General features: G+C 72.5%; 23 protein-coding genes. 12 read left to right on the forward strand and 11 right to left on the reverse strand.

Features of this window, described 5'->3' with window-relative positions:
* Positions 1 to 55 precede the first annotated feature (55 nt).
* Complete coding sequence (locus tag OG207_RS06090; RefSeq protein WP_329096609.1) at positions 56 to 889, reverse strand: TIGR02452 family protein; 834 nt, start codon at positions 887 to 889, stop codon at positions 56 to 58.
* A gap of 107 nt (positions 890 to 996) precedes the next feature.
* Between OG207_RS06090 and egtA the strand changes: the two genes are divergently transcribed.
* From egtA to egtD, 4 genes are read left to right on the forward strand one after another with little or no spacing between them, the layout of a single operon-like run.
* On the forward strand, positions 997 to 2,334 hold the full coding sequence (egtA, locus tag OG207_RS06095; RefSeq protein ID WP_329096611.1) for an ergothioneine biosynthesis glutamate--cysteine ligase EgtA: 1,338 nt from the start codon (positions 997 to 999) through the stop codon (positions 2,332 to 2,334).
* Positions 2,331 to 3,653 carry an ergothioneine biosynthesis protein EgtB gene (gene egtB / locus OG207_RS06100; RefSeq protein WP_329096614.1) on the forward strand — a complete coding sequence of 441 codons (1,323 nt, stop codon included), beginning with the start codon at positions 2,331 to 2,333 and terminating at the stop codon, positions 3,651 to 3,653. Before egtA ends, egtB begins: the two co-directional genes overlap by 4 nt.
* A complete protein-coding gene (gene egtC / locus OG207_RS06105; protein ID WP_329096616.1) occupies positions 3,653 to 4,411 on the forward strand; it encodes an ergothioneine biosynthesis protein EgtC in 759 nt (252 codons plus the stop codon). Before egtB ends, egtC begins: the two co-directional genes overlap by 1 nt.
* Complete coding sequence (egtD, locus tag OG207_RS06110) at positions 4,408 to 5,382, forward strand: L-histidine N(alpha)-methyltransferase (RefSeq protein WP_329096617.1); 975 nt, start codon at positions 4,408 to 4,410, stop codon at positions 5,380 to 5,382. The genes egtC and egtD overlap by 4 nt, the downstream gene beginning before the upstream one ends.
* Here egtD and OG207_RS06115 read toward each other — a convergent pair.
* The 3 genes from OG207_RS06115 to OG207_RS06125 form a co-directional block, all read right to left on the reverse strand.
* Positions 5,265 to 6,215, reverse strand: a complete 951-nt coding sequence (locus OG207_RS06115) for a lysophospholipid acyltransferase family protein (protein WP_329096618.1) — start codon at positions 6,213 to 6,215, stop codon at positions 5,265 to 5,267. The genes egtD and OG207_RS06115 overlap by 118 nt on opposite strands.
* Positions 6,212 to 7,063 (reverse strand): GNAT family N-acetyltransferase, encoded by an 852-nt coding sequence (locus OG207_RS06120; protein WP_329096619.1) that lies wholly within the window; start codon positions 7,061 to 7,063, stop codon positions 6,212 to 6,214. Before OG207_RS06120 ends, OG207_RS06115 begins: the two co-directional genes overlap by 4 nt.
* A gap of 216 nt (positions 7,064 to 7,279) precedes the next feature.
* Complete coding sequence (locus tag OG207_RS06125) at positions 7,280 to 8,542, reverse strand: extracellular solute-binding protein (protein ID WP_443072670.1); 1,263 nt, start codon at positions 8,540 to 8,542, stop codon at positions 7,280 to 7,282.
* Between the two features lie 164 nt (positions 8,543 to 8,706).
* Between OG207_RS06125 and OG207_RS06130 the strand changes: the two genes are divergently transcribed.
* On the forward strand, positions 8,707 to 8,922 hold the full coding sequence (locus OG207_RS06130) for a dodecin (RefSeq protein WP_030663252.1): 216 nt from the start codon (positions 8,707 to 8,709) through the stop codon (positions 8,920 to 8,922).
* Between the two features lie 42 nt (positions 8,923 to 8,964).
* Here the strand turns inward: OG207_RS06130 and OG207_RS06135 are convergent, their stop codons facing one another.
* Entirely contained in the window at positions 8,965 to 9,456 is a 492-nt protein-coding gene (locus tag OG207_RS06135; RefSeq protein ID WP_329096621.1) for a phosphatase domain-containing protein, read from the reverse strand.
* 60 nt (positions 9,457 to 9,516) lie between these two features.
* Here OG207_RS06135 and OG207_RS06140 point away from each other — a divergent pair, with 60 nt between their 5' ends.
* The 4 genes from OG207_RS06140 (at position 9,517) to OG207_RS06155 (ending at position 16,041) form a co-directional block, all read left to right on the forward strand.
* Positions 9,517 to 10,506 (forward strand): LLM class flavin-dependent oxidoreductase, encoded by a 990-nt coding sequence (locus OG207_RS06140; RefSeq protein ID WP_329096622.1) that lies wholly within the window; start codon positions 9,517 to 9,519, stop codon positions 10,504 to 10,506.
* Positions 10,507 to 10,530: 24 nt separating this feature from the next.
* Positions 10,531 to 12,960, forward strand: a complete 2,430-nt coding sequence (locus OG207_RS06145) for an excinuclease ABC subunit UvrA (RefSeq protein ID WP_329096623.1) — start codon at positions 10,531 to 10,533, stop codon at positions 12,958 to 12,960.
* A 269-nt stretch (positions 12,961 to 13,229) separates the two neighbouring features.
* Positions 13,230 to 14,735: a cryptochrome/photolyase family protein gene (locus OG207_RS06150; protein ID WP_329096624.1), complete on the forward strand. Its 1,506-nt coding sequence runs from the start codon at positions 13,230 to 13,232 to the stop codon at positions 14,733 to 14,735.
* Between the two features lie 97 nt (positions 14,736 to 14,832).
* Positions 14,833 to 16,041 (forward strand): spore photoproduct lyase family protein, encoded by a 1,209-nt coding sequence (locus tag OG207_RS06155; RefSeq protein ID WP_329096625.1) that lies wholly within the window; start codon positions 14,833 to 14,835, stop codon positions 16,039 to 16,041.
* 54 nt (positions 16,042 to 16,095) lie between these two features.
* Here OG207_RS06155 and OG207_RS06160 read toward each other — a convergent pair whose 3' ends face one another.
* Positions 16,096 to 16,647: a hypothetical protein gene (locus tag OG207_RS06160; RefSeq protein ID WP_329096626.1), complete on the reverse strand. Its 552-nt coding sequence runs from the start codon at positions 16,645 to 16,647 to the stop codon at positions 16,096 to 16,098.
* 173 nt (positions 16,648 to 16,820) lie between these two features.
* Between OG207_RS06160 and OG207_RS06165 the strand changes: the two genes are divergently transcribed.
* On the forward strand, positions 16,821 to 17,687 hold the full coding sequence (locus OG207_RS06165; RefSeq protein ID WP_329096627.1) for an AraC family transcriptional regulator: 867 nt from the start codon (positions 16,821 to 16,823) through the stop codon (positions 17,685 to 17,687).
* Positions 17,688 to 17,701: 14 nt separating this feature from the next.
* Here the strand turns inward: OG207_RS06165 and OG207_RS06170 are convergent, their stop codons facing one another.
* The 4 genes from OG207_RS06170 to OG207_RS06185 form a co-directional block, all read right to left on the reverse strand.
* Positions 17,702 to 18,400: a hypothetical protein gene (locus tag OG207_RS06170; protein WP_329096628.1), complete on the reverse strand. Its 699-nt coding sequence runs from the start codon at positions 18,398 to 18,400 to the stop codon at positions 17,702 to 17,704.
* Between the two features lie 159 nt (positions 18,401 to 18,559).
* A complete protein-coding gene (locus tag OG207_RS06175; protein ID WP_329096629.1) occupies positions 18,560 to 19,306 on the reverse strand; it encodes a succinate dehydrogenase/fumarate reductase iron-sulfur subunit in 747 nt (248 codons plus the stop codon).
* A complete protein-coding gene (locus tag OG207_RS06180) occupies positions 19,303 to 21,258 on the reverse strand; it encodes a fumarate reductase/succinate dehydrogenase flavoprotein subunit (protein ID WP_329107462.1) in 1,956 nt (651 codons plus the stop codon). The genes OG207_RS06175 and OG207_RS06180 overlap by 4 nt, the downstream gene beginning before the upstream one ends.
* Positions 21,259 to 21,314: 56 nt before the next feature.
* Positions 21,315 to 22,019: a succinate dehydrogenase gene (locus OG207_RS06185; RefSeq protein ID WP_329096630.1), complete on the reverse strand. Its 705-nt coding sequence runs from the start codon at positions 22,017 to 22,019 to the stop codon at positions 21,315 to 21,317.
* Positions 22,020 to 22,114: 95 nt separating this feature from the next.
* On the opposite strand from OG207_RS06185, the gene OG207_RS06190 reads away from it, so the two are divergent.
* Positions 22,115 to 22,993 carry a LysR family transcriptional regulator gene (locus OG207_RS06190; protein WP_329096631.1) on the forward strand — a complete coding sequence of 293 codons (879 nt, stop codon included), beginning with the start codon at positions 22,115 to 22,117 and terminating at the stop codon, positions 22,991 to 22,993.
* Positions 22,994 to 23,025: 32 nt separating this feature from the next.
* Here the strand turns inward: OG207_RS06190 and OG207_RS06195 are convergent, their stop codons facing one another.
* Positions 23,026 to 23,706: a TetR/AcrR family transcriptional regulator gene (locus tag OG207_RS06195; protein ID WP_329096632.1), complete on the reverse strand. Its 681-nt coding sequence runs from the start codon at positions 23,704 to 23,706 to the stop codon at positions 23,026 to 23,028.
* Positions 23,707 to 23,812: 106 nt separating this feature from the next.
* Here OG207_RS06195 and OG207_RS06200 point away from each other — a divergent pair, with 106 nt between their 5' ends.
* Positions 23,813 to 24,880 (forward strand): FAD-dependent monooxygenase, encoded by a 1,068-nt coding sequence (locus OG207_RS06200; protein ID WP_329096633.1) that lies wholly within the window; start codon positions 23,813 to 23,815, stop codon positions 24,878 to 24,880.
* Positions 24,881 to 24,989: the final 109 nt, after the last annotated feature.

Here is a 24,989-nt window from a genome sequence, read left to right on the forward strand (position 1 = left end):
CACACGCGTTCTGAGCGCAGCCGCTCCGAGCGCCCAGACCGGGCCGACCCGCCCCTCAGGCCGGGAAGGCCCGCTCGAAGGCCTCGCGGGTGGTGGGGTCGCGGTCGAGGATGCCGAACACGACCAGCTCGAAAACCCCTGCGAACCGGTCCGCGAGCAGTCCCCGGAAGGCCTCGGCCACCTGGGCCGGGTCGTTCTGGAACACTCCGCAGCCCCAGGCGCCCAGCACCAGCCGCCGGTACCCGTGCAGCGTCGCCACCTCCATGACGAGCTCCGCGCGCCGCGCCAGCGCCGCCGGGATCTCGGCGGTGCGCTCGGGCTCCTGCCGCCGGATGGTGCCGGCGTTGGGCGCGGGCGAGGTGAGGAAGCCGACCCGGAACGGGTTCTCCAGCAGATCGCCCCGGTCGTCCCGGAACACCGGGACCCCGGGCGAGTGAATCACCCGGTCGGTGTAGAAGGTGCTCCGCTCCGCGCGGTGCACCTCGTAGTACTCCGGGGCTTCGAGCAGGGTCTCGTACAGGGCCGAGGCGCGGCACAGCGCCTCTTCCTGAGCCTTGGCCCCGCGGACGTAACCACCCCCGGGATTACGGGCCGAGGCGAAGTTCAGGACCGCAACGGGAGAGGGGTCCGGGTGGGTCGGGATGGCGGTCGCGAGCCTGCGGGCGGCAACGGTGCTGCTCTCACCAGTGACCTCGATGGCGGTCGCGCGGCCGCCGGAAGCGATCTCCCCATCTGGAATGACCCGGTTTGGTCCATATATCCTGGTTCCGGCCTTGGCTTCCGCCAGGGCGGCGGCCAGCGGAACCTGCCGTCCCGACCGCGTCCGGTACTCGCCGGCCGCCAGGATCTCCGCGTTCTCCCGCGCGATCTCGCGCAATCTGCTGCTCACGCCGCCATCTTCCGCACCGCGATTCCCGGCGGCAAAGGGTTTTGTGCCCCGAGGAGGGGTAGGCACGGGTGATGTCACGACCGACGACAGGAGACGAGGACCCGGTCATGCCCCAGGACCCATCCGCTCCGCCACCGCCACCGCCACCGCCACCTCCACCCTCGCCCGGCCCGACCCCCGTGCCCTCGATCAGCGAGACGCAGGCCGAGGACCTGATCCACGGCATCTGTTTCAAGACCGGGCCGCCGCGCCTCATCGGCGCCGAACTCGAATGGCTGGTCCTGGACGCCGAGCGCCCGGAGCAGCCCCTGCCCCCCGAGCGGCTACGGGCCGCCCACACCGCGGCCGGCGCCCTGCCCCTGCACTCGCGGGTGACCGTCGAACCGGGCGGCCAGCTCGAACTCAGCTCGGCCCCTTCCACCTCCCTCAGCGGCTGTGTGGACGACCTGCAGACCGACCTCACCGCCGTCCGCGCCACCCTGCTGGCCCAGGGCCTGGTCCTGCGCGGACTCGGCCGCGACCCCCGCCGCCCGTACCGTCGGCTGCTCAGCAACCCGCGCTACGACGCCATGGAGGCCTACTTCGACCGCACCGGCCCGGCCGGGCGCGCCATGATGTGCGCCTCCGCCTCCGTGCAGGTCTGCGTCGACGCCGGGTACGAGGAGCCGGGCGTGCTCGGCCACGGCCGGCGCTGGCGGCTCGCGCACCTGCTGGGTGCGGTCCTGGTGGCCGCCTTCGCCAACTCCCCCGCGCACGAGGGCCCGTACGCCGGTTGGCGCTGCGCCCGGCAGGGGATCTGGAGCGACCTGGACACCCGGCGCGCGCTCGCCCCGCCGCTGGACGCGGAACCCCGCACCGCGTGGACCCGACAGGCCCTGGACACCGAGGTGATGTGCGTCCGGTCCTCCGAGGACGACGGCCCGTGGGAGACCCCGCCCGGCACGACCTTCCGCGACTGGCTGCGCACGGACGGACACCCCGCGCTGCGGCCGCCCACCGCCGAGGACCTCGACTACCACCTGACCACGCTCTTCCCGCCGGTCAGGCCGCGCGGCCACCTGGAGCTGCGGATGATCGACGCCCAGTCCGGCGATGACGGCTGGCTGGTGCCGGTGGCCGTCGTGCACGCGCTGTTCGACGATCCGGAGGCCACCGAGACCGCGTACCGGGTGGCCAAGGCGCTGGCCGACTCCTACGGCGGCCATCCCGCGCCCCTCAATCCGCTCTGGCGGTCGGCCGCCCGGCACGGCCTGGCCGATCCGGAGCTGCGCGCGTCCGCGAAGGCCTGTTTCCGGGCCGCCGTCGAGGCCCTGCCCCGGCTCGGCGCGAGCACGCACGTCCGGGACACGGTCGGCGCCTTCACCGAACGCTACGTACTGCGCGGCCGATGTCCGGCCGACGACGCATCCGCACAGGTGCTCACCGGAAAAGGGGTCCGCCGATGACCACCGGATCACCCTCCCCGTCCGTTTCCGGCTCCCGTCTGCGGGAGCGGGCGGCCGCCGCCCTGACCGCGGCACGGATACGCACGGCCGGCCTCACCGACGCCGTGACCGACGAGGACCTCACCGCCCAGCACTCCCCGCTCATGTCGCCGCTGGTCTGGGACCTGGCGCACATCGGGAACCAGGAGGAGCTCTGGCTGCTCCAGCGCGTCGCCGGACGCGAGTCGATGCGCCCCGAGATCGAGCCGCTCTACGACGCCTTCCAGCACCCCCGCGCCGAGCGGCCCAAGCTGCCGCTGCTCGGGCCCGCAGAGGCCCGCCGGTACGCGGCCGACGTGCGCGGCCGCGTCTTCGACCTGCTGGAGAAGACTCCGTTGGAGGGCAGCACGCTCCTCGACGACGGATTCGCCTTCGGGATGATCGCCCAGCACGAGCAGCAGCACGACGAGACCATGCTGATCACCCATCAACTCCGCCGGGGCGCACCCGTGCTGGCTGCCCCGGAGCCGGACGGCCCCTACGATCCACCGCTCGCCGCCGAAGTCCTCGTCCCCGGTGGCCCGTTCACGATGGGCACCTCCGCCGAGCCGTGGTCGCTGGACAACGAGCGCCCGGCACACGTCCGGGACACCGCGCCCTTCTGGATCGACACGGTTCCCGTGACCAACGGCGCGTACCTGGCGTTCATCGCCGACGGCGGCTACCGCGATCCGCGCTGGTGGGCGGCGCCGGGCTGGGAACAGATCCGCGAGCACTCCATCGAGGCCCCGCTGTTCTGGCACCGGGAGGCCGGCCAGTGGCTGCGCCGCCGCTTCGGGGTGATCGAGCCGGTGCCCGAAGAAGAACCGGTTCTGCACGTCAGCTGGTACGAGGCAGACGCCTACGCCCGCTGGGCGGGGCGGCGGCTGCCCACGGAGACCGAGTGGGAGAAGGCCGCCCGGCACGACCCCGCGACCGGCCGCTCCACCCGCTACCCGTGGGGCGACGCCGACCCGACCCCCGCACACGCCAACCTCGGGCAGCGCCACCTGCGCCCGGCGCGCGCGGGCAGCTATCCGGCCGGGGCCTCCCCGCTCGGGGTGCGCCAGCTGATCGGCGACGTGTGGGAGTGGACCTCCTCCGACTTCCTGCCGTACCCCGGCTTCCGCGCCTTCCCGTACCGGGAGTACTCGGAGGTGTTCTTCGGCCCGGAACACAAGGTGCTGCGCGGCGGCTCCTTCGCCGTGGACCCGGTGGCCTGCCGGGGCACCTTCCGCAATTGGGACCTTCCGGTGCGGCGGCAGATCTTCTCCGGCTTCCGGACCGCGAGGGACGTCTGATGTGCCGTCATCTGGCCTATCTGGGGCCGGCCGTGGCGCTCGGGGAGCTGCTGGTCGAGCCGGAGCACTCGCTGGTGCGCCAGGCCTGGGAGCCCCGCCGCCAAGTCTCCGGGACGGTCAACGCCGACGGCTTCGGCATCGGCTGGTACGCGGAAGGGGACCCGGCGCCCGCCCGCTACCGGCGGTCCGGGCCGATCTGGGGCGACCTGGCCTTCACCGATCTCGCCCGGGTGGTCCGCAGCGGGGCGGTGCTGGCCGCCGTGCGGGACGCCACGGACCCCGGGGCCGACGGAGAGGCGGCCGCCGCCCCGTTCGCGGACGGGCCGTGGCTGTTCAGCCACAACGGCTCGGTGCGGAACTGGCCCGGGTCCGCCGCCCCGCTCGCGGCCGGGCTACCGCCCGCAGAACTGCTCCGCTTGGCCGCGCGCACCGACTCGGCGCTGGTCTGGGCACTTGTCCTGCACCGGCTGCGGGCCGGGGACGACCTGGGTACGGCGCTCGCCGAGCCGGTCCGGGAGCTGGCCTCGGCGGCTCCCGGCTCCCGGTTGAACCTGCTGCTCACGGACGGCGCCACGATCGCCGCGACGGCCTGGGGCGATTCGCTCTGGTACCTGGCCGACGCGGAGCAAGGGCGCACCGTGGTGGCCTCCGAGCCGTACGACGACGACACCCGGTGGCGCGAAGTGCCCGACCGGACCCTGCTGACCGCCACCCGCACCAGGGTCGAACTGACCCCGCTCAAGGAGAACTCCCTGTGAACGACTTTCAGTTGACCCGGACGCTCGACGAGCACGCCGCGGAGACGGCACTGCGTGCGGATGTGCAGCACGGACTGACGCACTCGCCGAAGGTGCTGCCTCCCAAGTGGTTCTACGACGCGCGGGGCAGTGAGCTCTTCGAGGAGATCACCCGGTTGTCCGAGTACTACCCGACGCGCGCGGAACGGGAGATCCTGCTGGAGCGGGCGCGGGAGATCGCCACCGAGAGCGGCGCCCGCACCCTGGTGGAGCTGGGATCCGGCTCCTCGGAGAAGACCCGGCACCTCATCGAGGCGATGCCCGCGCTGGACACGTACGTGCCGGTGGACGTGAGCGAGAGCGCGCTGCGGGGGGCGGCCGAGACGCTGCTGGCGGAGCATCCGGGATTGCGGGTGCACGCCCTGCTGGCCGACTTCACGCGCGCGCTGCAACTGCCCGACTCGCCCGGGCCCCGGCTGGTGGTGTTCCTGGGCGGCACGATCGGCAACCTGCTGCCGCCGGAGCGCGCGGTGTTCCTGGCGTCCGTACGGGCGATGCTGTCGCCCGGGGACGCGCTGCTGATGGGGACGGACCTGGTGAAGGACGAGGCCGTACTGGTGGCGGCGTACGACGACGCGCGGGGGGTGACGGCCGAGTTCAACAAGAACGTGCTGGCCGTCATCAACCGGGAACTGGGGGCGGACTTCCACACGGCCGACTTCGCGCACGTGGCGGTGTGGAACGAGGAGCAGGAATGGATCGAGATGCGGCTGCGGGCCCGGTCGGAACTGGTGGTGAAGATCCGGGCGCTGGATCTGGTGGTGCCGTTCGCGGCGGGTGAGGAGATCCTGACGGAGGTCTCCGCGAAGTTCCGTCAGGAGGGCGTGCGCAAGGAGCTGGCGGCGGCCGGACTGGAACTGACCCAGTGGTGGACGGACGCGGCGGGCCGGTTCGCGCTGTCCCTGTCGGTGGCCGACGGGGTGGCCGGCTGAGCGGGTATGCCCGGTAGCGGATCCGGGGCGGGGTTGGCGGCCCGCGTCCCGACGACGGCCCGCTGAGCCGCCGCCGCAAGGTCCCGCCGGTGCGCGTACCGGCCCGGCGGGATCCGCGGCAGCAACCTGATCTCGGCCCGCACCCCACGGGCCCGGGCGATCCGCCACAGCGAGGCGGTCAGCGGGTCGTCCCCGACGAAGGCGGGCGCCCCGGCCCGGTTCCCGTCGCGGCGAAGGTAGGTGAGCCGCAGCGGTTGTACGGGGACGCGCGCGTCGAGGGCCGCCTGGAAGGCGGCCCTGCGGAACGTCCCCTGGGCCCGCCCGCACCACGTGGAGCCCTCGGGGAAGACGGTGACCCGGTCCCCGGCCAGCAGTGCGCCGGTGATGGTCCCGACGGTGGCGGGCAGGGCGCGGATCCGGTCGCGCTCGATGAACAGGGTGCCGGCCCGTCCGGCGAGGCGGCCGAGCACCGGCCAGGCCCGGATGTCGCTCTTGGCCAGCATCCGGCAGGGCAGCGCGGCGGCCACCAGCGGGATGTCCAGCCAGGAGATGTGGTTGGCGACCAGCAGCCGGCCGCCGTCCGGACCCGGGCTGCCGTGCACGGTGATCCGGATGCCGAAGGCCCGTACGAGCGCGGCCGACCAGGCTCGTACCACCGTGTGCCGGGGGCCGGCCGGCAGCAACCGGACCGGTGGGGCGCCCAGGATCCCCAGCAGGATCAGGGCGACGGCGGCGGCGAGTCGGACCACCGCCCGGGGAACGCTCGCAGTGCCCCCCTCGTGCCCGGCGCAGGCCTCGGGGGTGCAGGGCGAGGTGGGCAGCCAGACGCTCATGCGCCCGGGACGAGCGAGCGGAAGTGCTTGAGGTAGCGCGGGTTGGTCCGGCGCAGGGACAGCAGGACGTACAGGTCGGCGCAGCCGAACTCGGCGTCGAGGGCGGGCTCGCCGCACACCCAGGCGCCGAGTCGGAGGTAGCCGCGCAGCAACGGCGGCAGCTCCATGCGGTCGGGGAAGGCGATGCCCTCGGGGCTCCAGGGGAGGTGGGGGGTAACGCGGTACTCCTCCGGGGCGAGGCTGCGGGTCAGGGCGGTCTCCCGGGTGGCGGCGGCCAGGACCCCGCCGTCGGCGAGCGGTATCGAGCAGCAGCCGGCGAGCCAGTTGTGCCCGGTGCGGTCCATGTAGTGGGCGAGGCCGGCCCAGATGAGGGCGATGACGGCGCCGTTGCGGTGGTCGGGGTGGACGCAGGAGCGGCCGACTTCGACGAGGTCGGGGCGGATGGGGGCGAGGGCCGAGAGGTCGAATTCCCCCTCGGAGTAGAGGCGGCCGGCGACGGCGGCGCGCTCCGGGGGCAGCAGCCGGTAGGTGCCGACGACCTGCTCGGCCTCCTCGTCGATGACGAGGAGGTGGTCGCAGTAGGCGTCGAAGGCGTCGGCGTCGAGGCCGGGCTCGGGCCCGTCCAGGCGGGCGCCGAGCTCGCCGACGAAGACCTGGTGGCGCAGCCGCTGGGCGGCGCGGACCTCGTCCTCGTCGCGGGCGAGGCGGACGGCGTAGCGAGGGCCGTCGAACGTCGCGCCGGGCGTCGGGTTCCGGTTCCCGGCGGGGGCGGGGCGGGTGGCCGGTGCCGCCGAGGGGGACGGCTGCGGCGCGCTGAGGGGGGACGGGGACAGGGGTGCGATCGTCATGGCGGCTCCTGATCCGGGCACGGAGGGCCGGGCCCGCAGGTGCGTGGCCTGGCTCCTTTACTTCTTCCGTGACCGGCTGGATTCGACATGACCGCTCTGCGGCCCTTGGATGTGCGGACGCTGAACTCGGCGGTACCCCCGTCCTGGCGGTACCCCCGTCCCGGCGGTGGCCCCTTCCCGGCGGTGGCCCCTTCCCGGCGGTGGCCGGGCGCCGGCTCAGCGGTCGGAGCTGAGGACCTTGCCGATCTCCTCGGAGGCGGCCCGGGCGGCCTGCTTGGGGTCCCGGCCGGTGAGCACGGCCGTCATGAAGGGCTTGATCGGGTTCTTCGCCTCGACTTCGGCCCAGCGGGCGGAGGTGGGGGTGGCGCGGCCCTGGGCGGCGCCGGGGGCCATGGCGGCCGCACCCTCGTTGCCCTCGACGACGCGCGCGAGGGTGGTCTTGTTGGGGACGTAGCTCATCGTGCGGGCGAGTTCGGTCTGCCACTTCTCGCTGACGAGGGCCGTGATCACGTCCACTGCGCCCTTCCGCTGCCCGGTCCGCGCCGGGATGATCAGGTCCGAGCCGCCGGTGAAGACGGCCCCCGCCTTGTCGGAGGTCTTGCCGGGGATCGGGAAGAAGCCGAGCTTGCCCTTCAGGGCGGGGTTGGCCGCCTCGATCTCGGCGGCCTGACTGGGCGGGGCGATGATCTGGGCGACACGGCCACGGGCGAAGACCTGCGACTGCGGGGGCGTCTCCTCGTCGGCGCCCTTGGGGCCGTCGCCGAGGGCCTGGAGCTGCTTGTAGAAGTCCATGCCGGCCAGGGCCTTGTCGTCGTCGAGCGCGCCGACCCACTTGCCGTTGGTCTCGACGGCGAGTTCGCCGCCCTCGTCCCAGATGAAGCCGGCGAGCGCGTACCAGTTCTGCCCCGCGAGGTAGATGCCCTGCTGGTCGCCCTTGTCGAGCTTCTGGGTGACTTGTATCCACTCCTGGCGGTTCTTGGGCGGGGCCTTGATGCCGGCGCTCGCGAAGAGGTCCTTGTGGTAGATGACCACCCGGTTGGCGGCGTACCAGGGGACACCGTACTGGGCGCCGTTGATGGTTCCCGGGTCGGCGAGGCCCTTGAGCCAGTCCTTGCTGCCCCATTCGCGCAGGCCTTCGAGGGTGAGCTCTTCGAGTCCGCCGGTCTCGATGTACGTGGCGACCTGGGTGTTGCCGACCTCGATGACGTCGGCCCTCTCCTTGCTCGTGCCGTTGAGGACGGCGTTGACCTTGTCGCCGATGCCCGTCCACTCCTGGATCTTGACGTCCAGGTCGATGCCGGGGTGCTCCGTCTCGAACTCCGCGGTGAACTCACCGATGAAGTCGTCCGATGCGCTGCCCTTCATCAGCCAGAGCGTGACCTTCTGCGACCCTCCGGCCGGGTCGGCCGACCGGCTGCAGCCCGTGAGGGCGGTAGCGGCCGCGAGGGCCGTGCACACGGCGAAGAAGCGCATCTTCAAGAGGGTCACCTTCTGGGCTCGGTCTCAGATGGCTCGAAATTGGCATAGACCAATAGGCCGGTCAAGGGTCTTTCGCTCGGGATTGTTCGCCCAAAGTTCGCGGACCCGCCCTTACTGGGGCACCGTAGAACCAGGCAAAAGCCACCCAGTGTCGGGAGACCTCCATGTCCAATCACACGTACCGGGTGACCGAGATCGTCGGCACCTCCCACGAGGGCATCGATCAGGCCATCCGCAACGGGATCGCCCGGGCGGGCCAGACCGTGCGGAACCTGGACTGGTTCGAGGTGGTTCAGGTACGCGGCCACATCGAGAACGGGGAGATCGCCCACTACCAGGTGGGACTCAAGGTCGGCTTCCGCCTCGAGGGCGAGGACTGAGCCCCGGGCCGGGGGCCCCGATGCCCGAGCCCCCCGGTCACCTCAAGTCCGTCCGTCGACCTCCTGGGCGGACTGCAGCTCGGGCGCGTCCGCGGCCCAGTCGGCCAGGACCACCCGGAAACCGGCGGCGCGGGCAGTCTGGCAGACCAGCTCGTCGTCGTCGACGAGCATCCGCACCTCGCGGCCCCGGGAGACCCGCCGCAGCACCTCGATCTTCGTCTTGCGCGCCGGCCGCCGGTCCTGGTTGCCGCGCATGAACAGCCGCCCCTCGGGCAGACCGTGCCGGGCGAGCCAGTCGAGCGTGTCCGCGCGGCATCGCTCGGGGCGCCCGGTCAGGTAGACCACCTCGCATTCGGCCGCGCTCTCCACGGCCAGCGCGACCCCGCGCCCGAGCGGCGGATCGGCCGGGGCGGCGGCGAAGAAGCCGGTCCAGTCCCGGGGGCGGCGCTCCAGGAAGTGCTGGCGATGACCGGTGTCCGCCAGGGTGTTGTCGATGTCGAAGACGGCCAGCGGCCGGGTGGCGTGCTCACTCATCCCGCCAGCGTAGGAGAGGCGTACGGGGAATCCTCACGGCCGCCGGGCGTTGAGTCCTGTGTGATCCGAAAACTCTCGATACTCGACCGCTCGCGTACCCGCCAGGGCCACCCGGCCCCACAGGCCCTGCGCGACACCGTGGAGTTGGCCCGGGCGGCCGAGGAGCTCGGCTACCACCGCTTCTGGGTCTCGGAGCACCACAGCGTTCCGGGCGTCGCGGGCTCGGCGCCGACGGTGCTGGCCGCCGCCGTCGCCGGAGCGACGCACCGGATCCGGGTCGGCACGGGCGGAGTCATGCTGCCCAACCACCAGCCGATGGTGGTGGCGGAACAGTTCGGGGTCCTGGAGTCGCTGTTCCCCGGCCGGATCGACATGGGCCTCGGGCGTTCGGTCGGCTTCACGGGCGGCATCCGGCGGGCGCTGGGCCGCGACACCGCAGACGCCGACCGCTTCGAGGAACAGCTGACCGAGCTGCTGGGTTGGCTCGACGGCACCCAGCGGGCCCACCCCGAAGTGCACGCCCGTCCCGCCGAGGGGCTGCGGATCCCGGCCTACGTCCTGGCCACCGGGGAGGGGGCCCGGATCGCCGCCCGGGCGGGGCTGCCGCTGGTGGTGGGCGACCTGCGGGCCCTCGGCCGGGTGAGCGAGATCGTCCGGGCGTACCGCGAGGAGTTCCGGCCCTCCGCCCCGGGCGCGCGGCCGTACGTCGTGGTCTCGGGCACGGTCGCGGTCGCCGCCACCGAGGAAGCGGCCCGCCGCATCCTGGTCCCGGAGGCCTGGGCCCTCGCGCACTCCCGCACCCGGGGCGCCTTCCCGCCGCTGCGCCCGGCGCAGGAGATCGAGGCGCTGGAGATGACCCCGAAGGAACGCGAGCTCTACGAGGACGCCCTCGTCGGCCACCTCCACGGCACGGAGGACCAGGTGGCGGCGCAGCTGTCGGAGGTCGCGGACCGGACCGGCGCGGACGAACTGCTGGTCACCACCTCCACGTACGACCGCACGGCGCTGCTGGACTCCCACGCGCGCCTGGCCCGGATCGCGGGCCTGTGAAGGCGAGCCTTTAAAATAGGACGAATGCACCAGCCCGCCGGTACCCCTGCCCCTCCCCCCGCGTCCCTCGACCCCTACGTACGGGTCCGGGGCGCCCGGGAGCACAATCTGCGCGGCGTCGACGTGGACATCCCGCGCGACGCGCTGACCGTGTTCACCGGGGTCTCCGGCTCCGGGAAGAGCTCGCTCGCCTTCGGCACGCTCTACGCCGAGGCCCAGCGCCGGTACTTCGAGTCCGTGGCCCCCTACGCCCGGCGCCTGATCCACCAGATCGGCGCGCCGAAGGTGGACTCGGTCACCGGGCTGCCACCGGCGGTCTCGCTGGAACAGCGCCGCTCCTCCCCCGGTTCGCGCTCCTCGGTCGGCACGGTGACCCTGCTGTCCAACTCCCTGCGGATGCTGTACTCGCGGGCTGGGACCTATCCGCCGGGTTCGGAGCGGCTCGACTCCGACGCCTTCTCGCCCAACACCGCGACCGGAGCCTGCCCGTCCTGCCACGGGCTCGGTCGGATCCACCGCACCAGCGAGGAACTCCTCGTCCCCGACCCGGAGCTGTCGATCCGTCAAGGCGCGATCGCCGCCTGGCCGGGCGCCTGGCAGGGCAAGAACCTGCGGGACGTCCTGGAGACCCTCGGCCACGACGTGGACCGGCCCTGGCGGGAGCTACCGGCGAAGGACCGCGAGTGGATCCTGTTCACCGAAGAACAGCCGGTGGTGACCGTGCACCCGGTGCGGGAGGCCGAGCGGATCCAGCGGCCCTACCAGGGCACGTACATGAGCGCCCACCGCTACGTCATGCGGACCTTCGCCGACAGCAAGAGCGCCGCCCTGCGCGCCCGCGCCGAGAAGTTCCTCGCCGACTCGCCGTGCCCGGTGTGCGAGGGCCGGCGGCTGCGCCCGGAGGCCCTCGCCGTCACCTTCGCCGGGCGGACCATCGCGGAGCTGGCGGCGCTGCCACTGAGCGACCTGGACGACGTACTGGCCTCCGCAGCCCTGGACGGGGAGGCGGCGCGGGTGCTCGCCGAGGACCTGCGTTCCCGGATCGGGCCCGTCACGGAGCTGGGGCTCGGCTACCTGAGCCTGGACCGGACGGCGCCGACCCTGTCGGCGGGCGAGCTGCAGCGGCTGCGGCTGGCGACGCAACTGCGGTCGGGGCTGTTCGGGGTCGTGTACGTGCTGGACGAACCGTCGGCGGGGCTGCACCCGGCCGACACCGAGGCGCTGCTCGGCGTACTGGACCGGCTGAAGGAGGCCGGGAACACGGTCTTCGTCGTGGAACACCATCTCGATGTGGTGCGGCACGCGGACTGGCTGGTGGACGTGGGCCCGCTGGCCGGCGAGCACGGCGGACAGGTGCTCCACAGCGGGCCGCCGCAAGACCTGGCCGGGGTGGCGGGGTCGGCGACGGCCCGACACCTGTTCGCGGCGCGGGAGCCCGCCGCGGCCCCCCGGCAGGTGCGCGCGGCAACCGGGACGGTGCGACTGGCCGGGGTGGACCGGCACAACCTGCGGGCTCTCGACGCGACGTTCCCGCTCGGGGTGTTCACCGCCGTCACCGGGGTGTCGGGGTCGGGGAAGTCCACGCTGGTGGGGCAGGTGCTGGCCCGGGAGGTCGGCGAGCGGCTCGCGGAGGCGGACTTTCCCGTACGGCGGCTGGTGGAGGTGGACCAGAAGCCGATCGGCCGGACGCCGCGGTCCAACCTCGCCACCTACACCGGGCTGTTCGACGTGGTGCGCAGGCTCTTCACGGCGGCTCCCGAGGCGCGGGCGCGCGGCTGGAAGGCGGGCCGGTTCTCCTTCAACGTGCCGGGCGGCCGCTGCGAGACCTGTCAGGGCGAGGGCTTCGTCTCGGTGGAGCTGATGTTCCTGCCGAGTACGTACGCCCCGTGCCCCGAGTGCGCGGGCGCCCGGTACAACGCCGAGACCCTGGAGGTCCGGTACCAGGGCCTGAGCATCGCCGAGGTGCTGGCGCTGACGGTGGAGTCCGCTGCGGGCTTCTTCGCCGACGCCCCGGCGGCGGCGCGCAGCCTGCGGGCGCTGGAGGAGATCGGCCTGGGCTACCTGTGGCTGGGACAGCCGGCCACCGAGCTGTCCGGCGGCGAGGCCCAGCGGATCAAGCTGGCGACGGAACTGCAGCGGCTGCGCCGGGACCACACGCTGTACCTGCTGGACGAGCCGACGACCGGGCTGCATCCGGCCGATGTGCGGGTACTGCTGCGGCAGTTGCACGGGCTGGTGGACGCCGGACACTCGGTGGTGGTCGTGGAGCACGACATGGAGGTGGTCGCGGGCGCGGACTGGGTCATCGACCTGGGTCCGGGCGGCGGCACGGCGGGCGGCCGCGTGGTCGCCGCGGGCACGCCGTCGGAAGTCGCCTCCGCACCGGGCAGTCGCACGGCCCCGTACCTGGCGCGGGCCCTCGGGTCCGGCCAGGGCGTCGCTCCTCGTGGGTAGCGGCTGGCGCAGGGACGGGAGCAGCACCAGCGGGGGACGTTCGACTCCGTGGTGATGGCGGTGGCGGGCTGCGGGCCCGCGTACACCGTCATCAGCGTGCTCGTCGGGGAGACGCCCCGCGCGTCGTGGTGCGGGGCGCGTTGTGGTGCCGGGCGCGTCGTGGTGCCGGGCGCGATTCACGTCGGGGCGACGGGCGGTACGGGCGTTCGACCCCGCGGGACGGTCGCGTCGGTCGCCGTCGGCCCGTTCCTGGTTGGTTGGATGCGGGCATGAGTCCAGTGCACTGGCTGTTCGGCGACCAGCTCGGCCCGCACTTCACGGCCACCGCCGCCGGCGGGACACCGAGGAACACCCGGTGGCTGCTGATCGAGTCGCGGGCCGTCTTCCGCCGTCGCCGGTTCCACCGGGCCAAGGCCCATCTGGTCCTCAGCGCCATGCGCCACCGGGCGGCAGACCTCGGCGCGAGCGCGGAGTACGTCACGGCAGAGACCTACCGGGAAGGCCTCGTCCGGGCCGTGGGCGACGCACCCGTCTCCGTGCACCACCCGACCTCCCGCGCCGCCCTCGCCCTCGTGGCCTCGCTGCCGCAGGTCACGGTCCATCCGGCCCGCGGGTTCCTCGTGGGCCACCGGGAGTTCGCGGACTGGGCCGCACGGCAGAAGGGGCGCCGGCTGCTCCAGGAGAACCTCTACGAACACACCCGGCGCACCCACGACGTCCTGATGGACGGCGACCGGCCGGCGGGCGGCCGCTGGAACCTGGACCACGACAACCGCGAGCCCCCGCCCCGCGGCCGGGACACCCTCGGCGCGCCGCCCCCGTACCGGCCCCGTGAGGACGAGATCGACGAAGGAGTCCGGCGGGACCTGGACCGCTGGGAGCGCGAGGAGGGGATCACCTTCGTGGGCCGCGACGGCCCCCGGCTGTTCCCCGCGAGCCGCCGGGAGGCACTGGCCGCGCTCGACCACTTCGTCACGCACCGCCTCGCCGGCTTCGGCGCGCACGAGGACGCCATGCTGGCCGGGGACCCCGTGATGAGCCACAGCCTGCTGTCCTCCTCCCTCAACCTCGGGCTCCTCGACCCCTGGGAATGCGTGACCCGGGCCGAGGAAGCGTGGCGGGCCGGACACGTGCCCCTCAACAGCGCGGAGGGGTTCATCCGGCAGGTGTGCGGCTGGCGCGAGTACGTGTGGAGCCTCTACTGGCACCTCGGCGAGGACTACCGGCACCGCAACGACCTGCACCACACCGCTCCCGTGCCCGCGTGGTTCGCAGAGCTGGACGCGGACGCGCCCGCGGCCCGGTGCCTGTCCACCGTGTTGGCGCAGGTCCGGGACACGGGGTGGACGCACCACATCCCCCGCCTCATGGTCCTCGGCAGCCACGCCCTCCAGCGGGGCTGGGACCCGGTGCAGGTGACGGACTGGTTCCACCGGTGCTTCGTGGACGGTTACGACTGGGTGATGCTGCCCAATGTGGTGGGCATGTCCCAGTACGCGGACGGCGGGCTGATGACCACCAAGCCCTACACCTCGGGCGGCGCCTACATCCACCGGATGAGCGACCTGTGCGGAGGCTGTCGGTACCGGCCCGCCGACCGCACCGGCGAGCGTGCCTGCCCCTACACCGTCGGCTACTGGGCCTTCCTGGACCGGCACCGCTCCCGGCTGGCGGGCAATCCGCGCATGGCCCGGGCCGTACGCGGGCTGGACCGGCTGGGCGACGTGGCGCAGGTCGCCCGGGCGCACCGCGCCGCGGGCGACACGCCGCCCTGACGACACCTCGCGGCGCGCCCCGCCGAGGACGACGGAGCCGGCCCGTCCGCCGGTCCGCCTACAGTGGAGGGCCGACCGAAACGCACAGGAGACGCAGATGGCTGCCCAGCCGCACGGGGGCCGACCGGCCGAACAGCAGGGCACCGAGCAGCAGGACGACGCCCTGTTCGGTCTGGAGGACATCGTCACGGGGGCACCCGTCCCGGCCGGTGGCGGTGCCCGCCCGCTGTTCCGCGACTCCGCGGCCGCGCGCCGACTGCTGTCCGTGCGGACGATCCACGCCGAGCCCGCGGCCGCTGCCTCCCCGCGCGGCCGGCAGGTCATCGCCCGCTTCCCCGGTGCCGAGGTCGTCCCCGTGGACTCGCACTGGCGGATCCCGCACCTGCACGGCAACGAGGGCAACGTCGACCGGTGGGTCCGGTTCAAGAGCGAGGTCCTGGTCCTGGGCGTGAAGAAGACCCTCACCACCCGCCCCAACGGACGTTCCGCGGACTGGATCGCCCCCGGACCCGCCAACGGCTGCGCCATGGCGTGCGCCTACTGCTACGTTCCGCGCCGCAAGGGGTACGCCAACCCGATCACCGTCTTCACCAACACCGATCGCATCATCGCCCACCTCTCCCGGCACATCGCGCGCCTCGGCCCCAAGGCGGAGGCGAACCAGTGCGATCCGACCGCATGGGTCTACGACATCGGCGAGAACAGCGACTGCTCCGTCGACGCGCTGATCAGCGACAACGTCGCCGACCTGGTCCGTGCTTTCGCCCGGTGGCCCTCCGCGAAGGCCTCCTTCGCCACCAAGTTCGTCAACCCCGACCTCCTCCTCCTGGAACCGCGGGGTCGTACCCGGGTGCGGTTCTCCGTCATGCCCCAAGAGGACTCCAAGTTGTTGGACATCCGCACCAGCCCGGTGGAGAGCCGCATCGCCGCCGCCGGCGACTTCCTGGAAGCCGGGTACGAGGTCCACTTCAACCTCTCGCCCGTCGTCCTGCGTCCGGGCTGGCAGCAGGACTGGGCCCTCCTGCTGGAGCACATGGACGACGTACTGCCCGGTCCGGTGAAGGACCAGGCAGCCGCGGAGGTCATCCTGCTGACGCACAACGAGGACCTGCACGACCTCAACCTCGGCTGGCACCCCCGCGCGGAGGAGGCGCTGTGGCGGCCGGAACTCCAGCAGCCCAAGCGCTCCGAGAACGGAAGCTGGAACGTCCGCTACCGCAACGGGGTGAAGGCCGGGGCCGTCGAGACGATGCGCGCACTCGTCGCCGCCCGTGCGCCGTGGCTGAGGATCCGGTACGCCTTCTGACGGTGCGCCGGGCGGGAGCCGGTGGTCCCTTCCGGGTGCCGGCCCGCACTCGACTCAAGGGCGAACCGCTCGGACGTGGTCGGCCGAGAGATGGAGTTCGTAGGGCAGGCAGCAGTCGGAGCAGAGGGTCGCGACGAGGGTGCCGCAAGCGCACAGCTGGTTCATCCCGCCGTCCGGGGTCGCTCCGCAGCAGGCGGGCGATGCGTGCTGCAACTCCAGGCCGCGGGCGTCGTCCGGATTGACGACGATGTTGCCCCGCGGGCCCTGCGACACCAGGTACTTGCCGTCCACGTTCACGTGACTCCCGTGGCGCGGCATCACCGGCCCGGGCGTCTCGGTGACGACCAGGGGTGCACCGTACGGCTGGGTCTCGATCGCGTAGCGTCCCGACGGCACGGTCGCCGGTGACGGACCCTGCTCGTCTGCTTCCCACCAGGCGTAGTGGGGCGCCTCGGGAACCTCGGGCAGCCGTGTCAGCGGCCCTGTCAGGGGAACGCCGCATGCCGCGCACACGAACACCACCGCTTCGGCCGCTGCGGCCGGCCGGTCGGCCCGCTCGTGCGCCGGTCGGCCGGCAACCTGGTCATGGTCTCGCTGGTCGTGCATGTGCCGACCGTACGCGCACCCCTGCCGGGCTCCGCGCCCGGCCCCGGGCGGGATGGTCGGACACGTCCGGACCGGACCCGACCGGACCCGACCGGACCGGACCGGGCACAGGATGTCGGGTCCGCCATGGTGGGTCCCTCCTAACCTGAGGCATCGAAAGGGAAGGACACAGGATGCTGGACCGGTTGAACCAGGCCGTGGAACACATCGAACATCGCCTCGACCAGCCGATCGACGCGGCCGAACTGGCACGGATCGCGGTGACGTCGGAATACCACTTCCGGCGGCTGTTCTCCGCCCTGGCCGGAATGCCGCTGTCGGAGTACATCCGCCGCAGGCGGCTGACGGTCGCCGGCGCCGAGGTGCTGGGCGGGGAGCGGACGCTCCTGGAGATCGCGGTGCGCTACGGCTACACCTCGGGAGAGGCCTTCGCCCGTGCGTTCCGGGCCGTGCACGGCATCGGTCCCGGCGAGGCCAGGCGCACTGGTGCGACCCTGCGGTCCCAGCCACGGATGTCCTTCCGCCTCATTGTCGAAGGGAGCAGCAGCATGGAGTACAAGGTCGTGGAGAAGGACGAGTTCCGTGTGGTCGGCAGGAAGGCGCGGGTCCCGCTGGTGCACGAGGGGATGAACCCGGCCATCGCCACCTTCATCCGGGCGATCGACCAGGAGACGCTGCAGCGCATCGAGCGCTTGTCCGACCAGGAACCCGAGGGGATCATCTCGGCGAGCGACAACCTGGACGACAGCCGCGCGGAAGGAACCGAACTCGACTACTACCACGGGGTGGTGACCCGCAGCGAGGTGCCCGAGGACATGGACGCGCTCACCGTCCGGGCCGGCACGTGGGCGGTCTTCGAGAGCTCCGGCCCGTTTCCGCAGACGCTCCAGTACCTATGGCGGGACGTGTTCACGCAGTGGTTCCCGTCCAACCCCTACCGGAGCCGGCCCGGGCCCGAAATCCTGCGCACCCGGGTGTCCGGGGACGGGACGGAGGCGACGGCGGAGCTGTGGATCCCCGTGGAGCGGACGGCGGTCTGATCCCGTGGTGCGGCTCAGACGTCGCCGGGGAGCAGGTGCTGCGGCAGTTCGCGGAAGCCCCACCGCCCCTGGCGGCGGGTGAAGATCCAGACGAGGTCGTGGCGGTCGGGCCAGGTCGCCGGGGTGCCGGGGACCTGGTCGGCGCCGAGGGCCCGGACCAGGCGCGGGATCCCGCTGTGCTCCCAGCAGACGAGTACGGGCATCGGTGCGGCCAACGCGGCCTGCACGAGGGCGGCTTCGGCGCCGACGGCGAACTCGACGCGGACAGGAGTGCGCAGCGCGGTGGCGAGCGCCGCCACCGTCTGCCGGCACCGCGCGGGGGTGACGGCCCCCTTCCCGCCTGCCGCGAAGACCGCCGCGGGACGGGGCAACGAGGAACCGGGGGCCGGCGGGAAGAGGCGCGGGAGCCGCTCGGCCCGGCGCCAACCGCGGCCGGCCAGCGAACCGGGGTCGTCCTCGCCCTCCGCGTCCCGGCCGACGCCACCGGCGTACGGTTCCTCCGCGTGCCGGATCACCATGACCAGGGCGTCCTTGGGCCCGGCGGGAGCACCGGGAAGACCGGGAGCACCGGGAGCACCGGGAAGACCGGGAGCACCGGGAGCCGGGGTGCGCCAGGCTTCCCCGCCCGTGCACCCGGCTCCGGCCAGCGGGGCGAGGGCGGCGGCCAGTACGGCTCGGCGACGCGGTCCGGACCCGGCGGGGGCTTCTGGCATGGCGCCACTGTCCCCCACGGCCCGGGCGGCGCCGGGGCGCGGCGCGGTACGGGCCGTGCCGGTCAGCCGATCGGCGCAGGGGCGGGGCGGAGGCGGAGCGGGGCGGAGGCGGAAGCGGGGGCGGGACGGGGTCAGGGGCACGGGCCCCGGACTCCGGGGTCAGCGGGGGCCCTTGCGCACCGCCCGCAGCCACTCCTTGTTCATCGCGGCGATCGACGGCAACGGGATGCCCTTCGGGCAGGCCGTGGCGCACTCGCCGGTCAGGGTGCAGCCGCCGAAGCCCTCTTCGTCCATCCGGGCCACCATGTCGAGCACCCGGGTCTCTCGCTCCGGAGAGCCCTGCGGGAGCACGTTCAGGTGGTTGACCTTGGCCGAGGTGAAGAGCATCGCGGAGCCGTTGGGGCAGGCCGCCACGCACGCGCCGCAGCCGATGCACTCGGCGTGCTCGAAGGCGAAGTCGGCGTCGGCCTTGGGCACAGCGGTGGCGTGCGCCTCGGGGGCGGAACCGGTGGGGGCGGTGATGTAGCCGCCGGCCTGGATGATGCGGTCGAAGGAGCCGCGGTCGACGACGAGGTCCTTGACCACCGGGAAGGCGGCGGCCCGCCACGGCTCGACGTCGATGGTGTCGCCGTCGGCGAAGGACCGCATGTGGAGCTGGCAGGTGGTGGTGCGTTCCGGGCCGTGGGCGTCGCCGTTGATGACGAGGCTGCAGGCGCCGCAGATGCCCTCGCGGCAGTCGTGGTCGAAGGCGACCGGGTCCTCACCGCGCAGGATGAGGTCCTCGTTGAGGGTGTCGAGCATCTCCAGGAAGGACATGTCCTTCGAGATGCCGTCGACCTCGTACGAGACCATGTGACCGGGGGCGTCGGCGCCGCGCTGGCGCCAGACGCGCAAGGTGAGCTTCATGCGTAGCTCCGCTGGGTGGGGTGGACGTACTCGAAGACGAGGTCTTCCTTGTGCAGGACGGGGGCGGCTCCGGTGCCCTGGTACTCCCAGGCGGCCGCGTATCCGAACTCCTCGTCGCGGCGCGCTACTTCGCCGTCGGGGGTCTGGGACTCCTCGCGGAAGTGGCCGCCGCAGGATTCGGCGCGGGCGAGCGCGTCGAGGCACATCAGCTCGGCGAGTTCGAGGTAGTCGACGATGCGGTTGGCCTTCTCCAGCGACTGGTTGAACTCCTCGCCGCGACCCGGGACCTTGATGCGGCGCCAGAACTCCTCGCGGATCTCGGGGATGCGGTCGAGCGCCTTGCGCAGGCCCTGCTCGCTGCGGGCCATTCCGCAGTACTCCCACATCAGTTCACCGATCTCGCGGTGGAAGGAGTCGGGCGTGCGGTCGCCGTCGACGGCGAGGAGTTTCGCCAGGCAGTCGCGGGTCTCGCGGATCGCCGCCGCGGCCTCGGGGTGACTGTCGTCCACCGTGTCCTGGTGCGGGTGGCGGGCGAGGTAGTCATTGATCGTGGAGGGGAGCACGAAGTAGCCGTCGGCGAGTCCCTGCATCAGTGCGGAGGCACCGAGGCGGTTGGCTCCGTGGTCGGAGAAGTTGGCCTCGCCGATGGCGAAGAGGCCGGGGACGGTCGTCTGGAGGTCGTAGTCGACCCACAGGCCGCCCATCGTGTAGTGCACGGCGGGGTAGATCCGCATGGGGACCTCGTACGGGTCCTCCGCGGTGATCCGCTCGTACATCTCGAAGAGGTTGCCGTACTTCTCGGCGACCTTGTCCCGACCCATGCGCCGGATGGCGTCCGCGAAGTCGAGGTAGACGCCCTGGCCGCCGGGGCCCACGCCGCGGCCCTCGTCACAGACGTTCTTCGCGGCGCGGGAGGCTATGTCGCGGGGCACGAGGTTGCCGAAGGAGGGGTAGATCCGCTCCAGGTAGTAGTCGCGCTCCGCCTCGGGGATGTCGGCCGCGGCGCGGGTGTCGCCCTGGGCCTTGGGAACCCAGATGCGTCCGTCGTTGCGCAGGGACTCGCTCATGAGGGTGAGCTTGGACTGGTGGTCGCCGGTGCGCGGGATGCAGGTGGGGTGGATCTGGGTGAAGCAGGGATTGGCGAAGTACGCGCCGCGCCGGTGCGCCCGCCAGACAGCGGTCGCGTTGGAGTTCATGGCGTTGGTGGAGAGGTAGAAGACGTTGCCGTAGCCGCCGCTCGCCAGGACCACGGCGTCGGCGTAGTACGTGGAGATCTCGCCGGTGATCAGGTCGCGTGCGACGATGCCGCGGGCCACGCCGTCGACGACGATCAGGTCGAGCATCTCGGTGCGGGCGTGCATCTCGACGTTGCCCGCGGCGATCTGCCGGGAGAGCGCCTGGTAGGCGCCGAGCAGGAGCTGCTGGCCGGTCTGGCCACGGGCGTAGAAGGTGCGGGACACCTGGACGCCACCGAAGGAGCGGGTGTCGAGGAGGCCGCCGTACTCGCGGGCGAAGGGGACGCCCTGGGCCACGCACTGGTCGATGATCTCCACGGAGATCTGGGCCAGGCGGTGGACGTTGGACTCGCGGGCGCGGAAGTCTCCGCCCTTGACGGTGTCGTAGAAGAGGCGGTGCACCGAGTCGCCGTCGTTGCGGTAGTTCTTCGCGGCGTTGATTCCGCCCTGGGCGGCGATGGAGTGGGCGCGGCGCGGCGAGTCGCTGAAGCAGAACTGGACCACGTGGTAGCCCTGCTCGGCGAGGGTCGCGCCGGCGGCACCGCCCGCCAGGCCGGTGCCGACGACGATGATGGTGTGCTTGCGGCGGTTGGCCGGGTTGACGAGCTTGGCCTCGAAGCGGCGCCGGTCCCAGCGGTCCGCGATCGGGCCTTCGGGGGCTTTGGCGTCGGCGACGGGCTCGCCGGTGGTGTAGGCGGCGTAGTGGGGGTGCTGCATGTGGGGCTGCTGCATGTGGGGCTGCTGGTCGCTGTCGTGCAGGGGTGCGCTCATGGTCAGTTCACCACTCCGGTCATGACGGCTACGGGGACGGACACGAAGCCGGCGAAGAGGACGAGGGCCAGGCCGTTGGCCAGGAACTTCAGCGTCCGCTCGCGTCGGGCGCTGCCCGCGCCGAGGGTCTGCGCGGCGCTCCAGAAGCCGTGGCGGACATGTAGGCCGAGGGCGGCCATGGCCACGATGTAGATGGTGTTCCCGTACCAGGTGGAGAAGGTGGACAGGACGTTCTCGTACGGGTGGCCGGACCACGCGCGCTCGTTGACGGTGAGCGTGGTGAGGTCGAGCAGGTGCCAGACGATGAACAGGCCGAGGATGATGCCGCCCCAGCGCATGGTGCGGGTGGCATAGCTCGCGCGGCGGCGCTTGTGGGCGTACTTCACCGGGCGGGCCTTGATGTCACGGCGGCTGAGCTGGTAGGCGGACACGGCGTGGGCGACGACCGCGGCGAGCAGCCCCACGCGCACGAGCCACAGGGCCCACTCGTGGTGCAGGAAGGGCGAGCCGAGGGTGCGCAGCCAGTGGGCGTAGCCGTTGAACTCGTCCGCCCCGAAGAAGATCTTGAGGTTTCCGAGCATGTGCACGACGAGGTAGCCAAGCATGACCAGGCCGGACACGGCCATCACGGACTTCTTGCCGACGGAGGAGTCCCAGATCGTGCGTGTGATGGACGGCCGTCGATCCGTCCGCGTTGCCAGAGCCATGTCCTCGACGGTACGGACGGGGGTCCCGAAAGGTCCAAGACATGATGGAGCTGATGTCGATAGATGATGACTATCAAAGCCGATAGCCTGGGCGGATGCAGTTCCAGCAGCTCTTGTACTTCGTGGCCGTCGCCGAGACCCGGCATTTCACCCGGGCCGCGGAGCGCGTGCACGTGGCACAGCCCTCGCTCTCGCAGCAGATCAAGGCGCTCGAACGGGAACTCGGGGCCGAGTTGTTCAGCCGGGCCCGCGGCAACGTCACGCTCACCGACGCGGGCGAGACGCTGCTGCCGCTGGCCCGGCGGATCCTGGCGGACGCTGACACCGCGCGGCTGGAGGTGCAGGAACTGGCGCAGCTCCGGCGCGGCCGCGTCCGGCTCGGCGCCACACCCAGCATCTGCACGGGCCTGTTGCCGGACGTACTGCGGGCCTTCCACGACGCGCATCCCGGGATCGAGCTGCTGATCGAGGAGAGCGGCTCGCTCGACCTCGTACGGGAGCTCGCGCGCGGAGCCCTGGACCTGGCCCTGATCGCGCTACCGCTGCCCCCCTCGGCCCCGGCCCTGACCACGGTGGAGCTGCTGACCGAAGACCTCGTGGTGGTCTCCTCGGCGGAACGGCCGGCACCGGGCGGGGGCCGCGAGCTGACCATCCCGGGGCTGCGGAACGAGCCGATGGTGATGTTCCGGCACGGCTACGACCTGCGGGAGCTCACCGTGGCGGCCTGCCGGGCGGAGGGTTTCGAGCCGGTCTTCACCGTGGAGGGCGGCGAAATGGACGCGGTCCTGGGCTTCGTCCGGGCGGGGCTCGGTATCGCGGTGGTCCCGGCGATGGTGGTCGACCGATCCGGTCGGGGCCTGCGGGTGACCCCGCTGGCCGGCTCCCCGCTGCGTCGCACGATCGCCCTGGCCCACCGCACCGACGTGGCTCCGCCGCGCGCGGCCCGCGAGCTGAAACGGATACTGCTCGGCTAACTGCGCCCGGCGGGGCCTGCGGGCGGGCGCAGTCAGGGCGCGGCTGGAGCCGGCTCCGGGGATATCGGCGGGGCGGGGACCGCCGGCAGGGCCTTGTCGAGGCCTTCTGCGAGCATCCCGAAGGCCAGATCGGCATCGGCCACCGCGGCCGCGTGGGCCTCGTCCGCGCTCTGCCCCGCCTCGATCCGACGCCAGTTCACCCGACCCAGCTCATGGCGGACCGCAACGATGTGCGTCGCCGCGAGCCGGGAGGCGAGCGGGGACACCACCTCCGCCTCCAGCCCGGCCGCGAGCAGCTCCACCTCGATCTCGGTGTAGCGGTTCAGCCGGCTCTTCAGGCTGGCGGTGCTGTAAACCAGCTGCTGGAAGGCCATCACGTTCGGGTGGTCGCACAGCCCGGTGATCGGATCCCGCTCGGCCAGGGCCGCCAGGAAGCTCGCGTGCACCGCGCCCACCGGCGTGCGGCCGGGGGGCCGCTCGCGCACGATGCGCGCCACCTCGTCCTGATGGTCGGCGAACCGGTCGAGCAGCAGGTCCTCCTTGCTCGGGAAGTACCGGAAGAGGGTGGGCTTGGAGACCTCGGCCGCGGCGGCGACATCCGCCACCGACACGGCATCGAAGCCCCGTTCCAGGAAGAGCTCCAACGCCGTCGCCGCCAGTCGGTGACGCGTACGGAGCTTCTTGTTCTCGCGCAGACCCGTCGTGTTCTCCATACCGCACAGCGTAGCACGGATTCGTGACCGAGTTATTTTTTTAACCGGGTTGCTTTTTCTGTCGGGAGCCGCTTTCCTTGAGGCATCGACGAGGAGAGGACGTCCCATGACCGACGTACTGATCACCGGCTCCGGACCGACCGGACTGACGCTCGCCTGCGACCTCGCACAGCGCGGAGTCACCGTGCGCGTCATCGACCGGCGCACCGAACCGCATCACGAGTCCCGGGGTAAGGGGCTGCGACCGAGCAGCCTCGAGATCTTCCGCGGGCTCGGCGTGCTGGAGCCGCTGGCAGCCACCGGGGACGCGAGCGTGACCCTGCGCAAGTACTTCGACGGGGAACACATCAACGACACCCCCACCGACGGCGGCCTCTTGATCGGGCAGTGGCAGATCGAAGCGGCCCTGCGCGAGCGGCTCGCCGCGCTGGGCGTGCGGGTCGAGTACGGATCGGAGCTCGCCGGAATCACCCAGGACGACGCCGGGGTGCGTGCGGAGCTGGCGGACGGCACCGTGATCGCGGCCCGCTATCTCGCCGGGTGCGACGGCGGGCGCAGCACCACCCGCAAGCTGCTCGGCATCCCCTTCGAGGGGAACGGGGAGGAGGAGCCCGCGATGGTGATCGGGGACGTCCGGGCGCCGGGACTCGGCCGGGACGTCTGGCACCAGTGGTTCACCTCGGAAGGCGGCGGGATCCTGCTCTGCCCGATGCCGGGGACGGACAGTTTCCAGCTGCAGGCCTCGCCCGAGCGGGACGAGCGGGGCGAACCGCTGCCGCCCTCCCTGGAAAGCTTCCAGCGGATCTTCGACCGCCATGCACGGGTGGCGGGCATCCGGCTCAAAGATGCAACCTGGCTCTCGTCCTGGCGGGTCAACGTGCGGATGGCCACGCGTCTACGGGAGGGCAGGGTCTTCCTCGCCGGAGATGCCGCGCACGTACATCCCATAGCCGGCGGGCTGGGCATGAACACCGGCATCCAGGACGCGGCCGCCCTCGGCCGGACGCTGGCCGCCGCCCTCACGGGGCCTGCCGGGGAGGAGGTGCTCGACGGGTACGAGGCCGAGCGGCTGCCGGTGGCCGCCGCGGTACTGGCCGACACGGCGGAGCGGTACGAGCGGGTCGTCGAAGCCGTCCGGACCCCTGGCCGCGGGACGGAGGTGGGCCTGGACTGACCGGCGCCGCGCGCGCCTGAGCCCGGGGTGGCCCTGGCCGCCCGGGCCCCGGCCCCAGGCATCGGCCCCGGGCATCGGCCCCGGGCATCGGCCTCCCGATGGGGCGGAC

Origin of the sequence: Streptomyces sp. NBC_01439 (assembly GCF_036227605.1) — a bacterium.
Lineage (GTDB): Bacteria > Actinomycetota > Actinomycetes > Streptomycetales > Streptomycetaceae > Streptomyces.